The organism is Candidatus Pelagibacter communis (assembly GCF_001179945.1).
Classification (GTDB): domain Bacteria; phylum Pseudomonadota; class Alphaproteobacteria; order Pelagibacterales; family Pelagibacteraceae; genus Pelagilacustribacter; species Pelagilacustribacter ubique_A.
Genome location: NZ_CVSG01000043.1, coordinates 1 through 3,786, shown reverse-complemented (window position 1 = coordinate 3,786; position 3,786 = coordinate 1). Strand labels below are relative to the sequence as shown.

Here is a 3,786-nt window from a genome sequence, read left to right as displayed (position 1 = left end):
TAAGAACGGTGTCCTTTACAGAACTAAGAAGTTTATTCCAGATTATAGGTATACAAAAAATTTTGTTGGTTTATTTAGTATTGATGAACTAATTTTAATAGACATTTCTGCTAAAAAATTTCAAGAAAGTTTTTTAAAAATTATAAAGTTTTTTTCTGAAAATTGTTTTGTACCAATATCAATTGGCGGTGGAATTAATTCATTGGAGAGAGCGGATATCTATTTCAAAAGTGGAGCTGACAAAATTATACTTAATTCTAGTAGCTTAAATAATAAAAAAATTATAAATGAAATTGAAAAAAAATATGGCACACAATCCATAATTCAAAGTATTGATGTAAAAAAAAGTGATAGAGAATTTTCAGTTTACTGTGAAAGTGGAAAAAAAAAAATAAATTTTGATCCTAAGCAAGCAATTGATTTGTCATTATCTGAAGGAGCTGGAGAAATATTAATTAATAATATTGATTTAGATGGAAGTTTATTAGGTTATGATTTGGAGATGATAAGAAACCTGAGTGATGGTTTCAATTGTCCTTTTTTATCTTTAGGCGGTGCAGGTAATTGGCAACATATAAGTGAACTATTTTTAACAACAGAAGTTTCCGCTGCTTGCACACAAAATATATTTCACTTTACAGAAGAAAGTATTAATTCAGCTAAGAATTTTTTAAAACAAAAAGAAATTAATATCAGATACTAAAATGGTTGAATTTTGTAAGATATGTATTATGCCTAATTCCAGGCCAAGAATTACCTTTGATAAAGATGGAATTTGCAATGCTTGTAATCACAGCAAAGATAAAGAACAAATAAATTGGGAACTTAGAAAAGAAGAATTTTTAGAAATATTGTCTAATTTAAAAAAAATTAAGAATAGAAATAAATTGTATGATTGTGTTGTTCCTTGGTCGGGCGGCAAAGACTCTAGCTCTATTGCTCATAAACTTAAATTTAATTTTGGACTCAATCCTTTACTTGTTACTTTTTCCCCTTTAATACCTAATGAAATAGGAGAACATAATAGAAAAATAATGTCCGACTTAGGTTTTGATACTATTTTTTTTAAACCAAAAGAAAATATTTCAAAATTACTTTCTCAAAGATTTTTTAAAGAAAGAGGAAATCCTAAAGTTGCTTGGGACGCAGGTATAAATTCACTCCCTATAAAAATAGCAATTGAATACAAAATACCTTATGTTTTTTATGCAGAGCATGGAGAAAGTGAGTATGGCGGGTTAATGTTAAATAAAGAGAGTCTAAAAAGAAGGGATTTAAGAGAAGTAATCGAACATCAAATAGGAGACTATCCTCAAAACTGGGTTAATGAAAAAATTAGTCTTAAAGATTTAGCACCTTATGTTTATCCAGAAAAAGATGAATTTAATAAATTTAAAGTTGAGGCTTTATACTTTAGTTATTTTTTTAAATGGAGCATGCTGGAAAATTTTGAATATATAAAAAAGAATGTGAAAAAATTTAAAACTATTAAAGACAGAACAGATGGAACTTTTACAAACTTTGATAGTTTAGACGATAAAATAGATAATATTTATTATTATTTGCAATTTGTAAAATTTGGATTTGGAAGAGCTACCAGAGACTCTTGTAGAATGATACAAAATAAGCAAATGACCAGAGATGAAGCTATTCAAAAGGCTAAAAAATATGATAATGAATTTCCAAACACTTATTTTAAGGATGTTTTAAATTTTTTAGAAATAAATCAAAATCAATTTGATGAAATAGTAAACCTACATAGAAATGATGAGATTTGGGAAATTAAAAACAATGTTTGGAACTTAAAAAATACAGTTTATGCGCAATAAAATTGATAAATACGGTCTGTGTTTAGAGGAATATACATCAAATAAAAATAATGCAGATGTATATTTTAAAAGAGCGATTGGAAAGTATCCTGAAATGGAAGTTTCTAAAGCTTTGTCAAAAATAATTAATAAAACGATTAAAAATAATGAAAAAGTTTTAGATGTGGGATGTGCTACTGGACATTTTTATAGATCATTAAAAAAAAGAATTAAAAAAAACTTTTTCTATACAGGATGCGATCCTTATGAAATTTTTCTTAAATTGGCAAGAAAAGCTTGGAAAAATGAAAAAAACATGAAGTTTATAAAAGCTAATATTTACAAACTCCCTTTTAAAAAAAAATCACACGATATTACTTACTGCAGCAATGTTTTGCTTCATTTACCGGATTTAAAAAGACCATTGAAAGAATTAATCAAAGTGACAAAAAGAAAACTTATTTTAAGAACTGTAGTCTATGATGTCTCATATAAGATACAGCTTGTTTATAATAATAGATGGTGGAAATATACTAAGACTAAACCTATCGATGAATTTGATAGCAAAGGCAATCCAAGATCTTTTTCTTATTTTAATATACATTCGAAAGACTACTTAGTTGCGTTAATTAAAAAATTAGCACCAAAATCTAAAATAAAATTTATTAAAGATAATAAATTTTCAAAAAAGCAGATTATGAATAGCAAGAAAAATGAGAAGAGGCCCCTTGCTACATCAATAATACAAGGAGAACAATTTTCTGGCTGTTTAATGCAACCGCATTTTTTTGTAGTTATAGATCTTTAAAATTTTACATTTATGAGCAATTTAGTCTTAACTGGAAACTCTGAGACTTTTTCAAAATCTGATAAGAACATATTGGCTGGGTCTTGGTGTAAACAAATCCAAAATTTCGAAGAGTTTAGTAAAAATTATATTACTATCGATTATCATTGGGAAAACATTGCAAAAGTTCAAAAAGATAAAAGTTACCTAACTGCTTTATACGATAAAACTTTAATAAGATTTTCTGATTTTTTAAACAACTTTCATGGCACCAATAATTCTAAAAGATACTGGGAAATAATAATTGGTTATTGGCTAGCTAATAGTATTTGTACTCTTTACGACAGGTGGGAAGTGATACGTTGTATCTTTGAGAATGAAAATTTTGAGAATATTAAGATCTTAAACATAGATGAAAATAATTTGAGTGTTAATAGCTCAGAGGAATTTTTTAGAGAAAAAATACAATCTCACCATTGGAATCATTTGATTTTTTTTAATATTTTAAAACACATAAATTTAAATACAAAATTTGAATTTATAAAAGCAGAAAAACGAATAGAAAAGAAATCTACACCAAGAAAAAAAAATAATTTTTACAGAATTTTAGATAAGTTTTTAAATTTAATTCCAGAAAATAAAAAAATATTATTATATCAATCAAATTTTGTATCTAATTTAGATAAAATAAAAAATTTTTATAAATACAGGTATTATTTTTAGACAATATCCAGAATTTAGTCCAGATATTACACAAGAAAAATTCGTGAGAAAAAGAATGAATTTAGGTTTGAATAGTGAAAATAATTTTGAAAATTTTTTAGATAAATTTATTACTTTTATAATGCCGAAGTCATTTTTAGAAAGTTTCAATGATTTAAAAACAAAAGTAAATTTTATTAAGCATGACCCTAATACTATATTTACGGCATATGGTCATTTTTATAATGATTTCTTTAAAATTTGGATGGCTGAAAAAATGAAAAAGGGAAAAAAAATAATTATATTAACTCATGGAGGTCAAGTTGAAATAGATCAAACTTTCAATATTCAAAATAATATTGCTGACAAATCAATCTATTGGACAAGAGACAAAAGCTTTTCAGATAATACTAAACAAATGCCTCCAAATTTTTTGTATACCTATAATCTGGAATAAACTTCTTAGTTCTGTAAAGGACACCGTTCTTA

Annotated in this window: 5 protein-coding genes; all 5 read left to right on the top strand. The window is 25.8% G+C overall.

The window, feature by feature from the left end; translation table 11 throughout:
- Positions 1-703: HisA/HisF-related TIM barrel protein (locus AMN78_RS01085; protein WP_075533774.1), on the top strand; the 703-nt coding region annotated here is incomplete at its 5' end.
- 1 nt (position 704) lies between these two features.
- On the top strand, positions 705-1,829 hold the full coding sequence (locus AMN78_RS01080; RefSeq protein WP_082254513.1) for an N-acetyl sugar amidotransferase: 1,125 nt from the start codon (positions 705-707) through the stop codon (positions 1,827-1,829).
- Positions 1,819-2,616, top strand: coding sequence for a class I SAM-dependent methyltransferase (locus AMN78_RS01075; protein WP_075533772.1), 798 nt, complete (start codon positions 1,819-1,821; stop codon positions 2,614-2,616). Before AMN78_RS01080 ends, AMN78_RS01075 begins: the two co-directional genes overlap by 11 nt.
- Before the next feature lie 12 nt (positions 2,617-2,628).
- Positions 2,629-3,318, top strand: a complete 690-nt coding sequence (locus tag AMN78_RS01070) for a hypothetical protein (RefSeq protein WP_075533771.1) — start codon at positions 2,629-2,631, stop codon at positions 3,316-3,318.
- A gap of 55 nt (positions 3,319-3,373) precedes the next feature.
- Positions 3,374-3,754 (top strand): hypothetical protein, encoded by a 381-nt coding sequence (locus AMN78_RS01065; protein ID WP_075533770.1) that lies wholly within the window; start codon positions 3,374-3,376, stop codon positions 3,752-3,754.
- The last annotated feature ends 32 nt before the right edge of the window (positions 3,755-3,786 follow it).

What these genes read in the sequence shown, in the direction of transcription:
- AMN78_RS01080 (WP_082254513.1), top strand. Translation starts at nt 705, where the DNA reads ATGGTTGAATTTTGTAAGATATGTATTATGCCTAATTCCAGGCCAAGA.
- AMN78_RS01065 (WP_075533770.1), top strand. Translation starts at nt 3,374, where the DNA reads ATGAATTTAGGTTTGAATAGTGAAAATAATTTTGAAAATTTTTTAGAT.
- AMN78_RS01070 (WP_075533771.1), top strand. Translation starts at nt 2,629, where the DNA reads ATGAGCAATTTAGTCTTAACTGGAAACTCTGAGACTTTTTCAAAATCT.
- AMN78_RS01075 (WP_075533772.1), top strand. Translation starts at nt 1,819, where the DNA reads ATGCGCAATAAAATTGATAAATACGGTCTGTGTTTAGAGGAATATACA.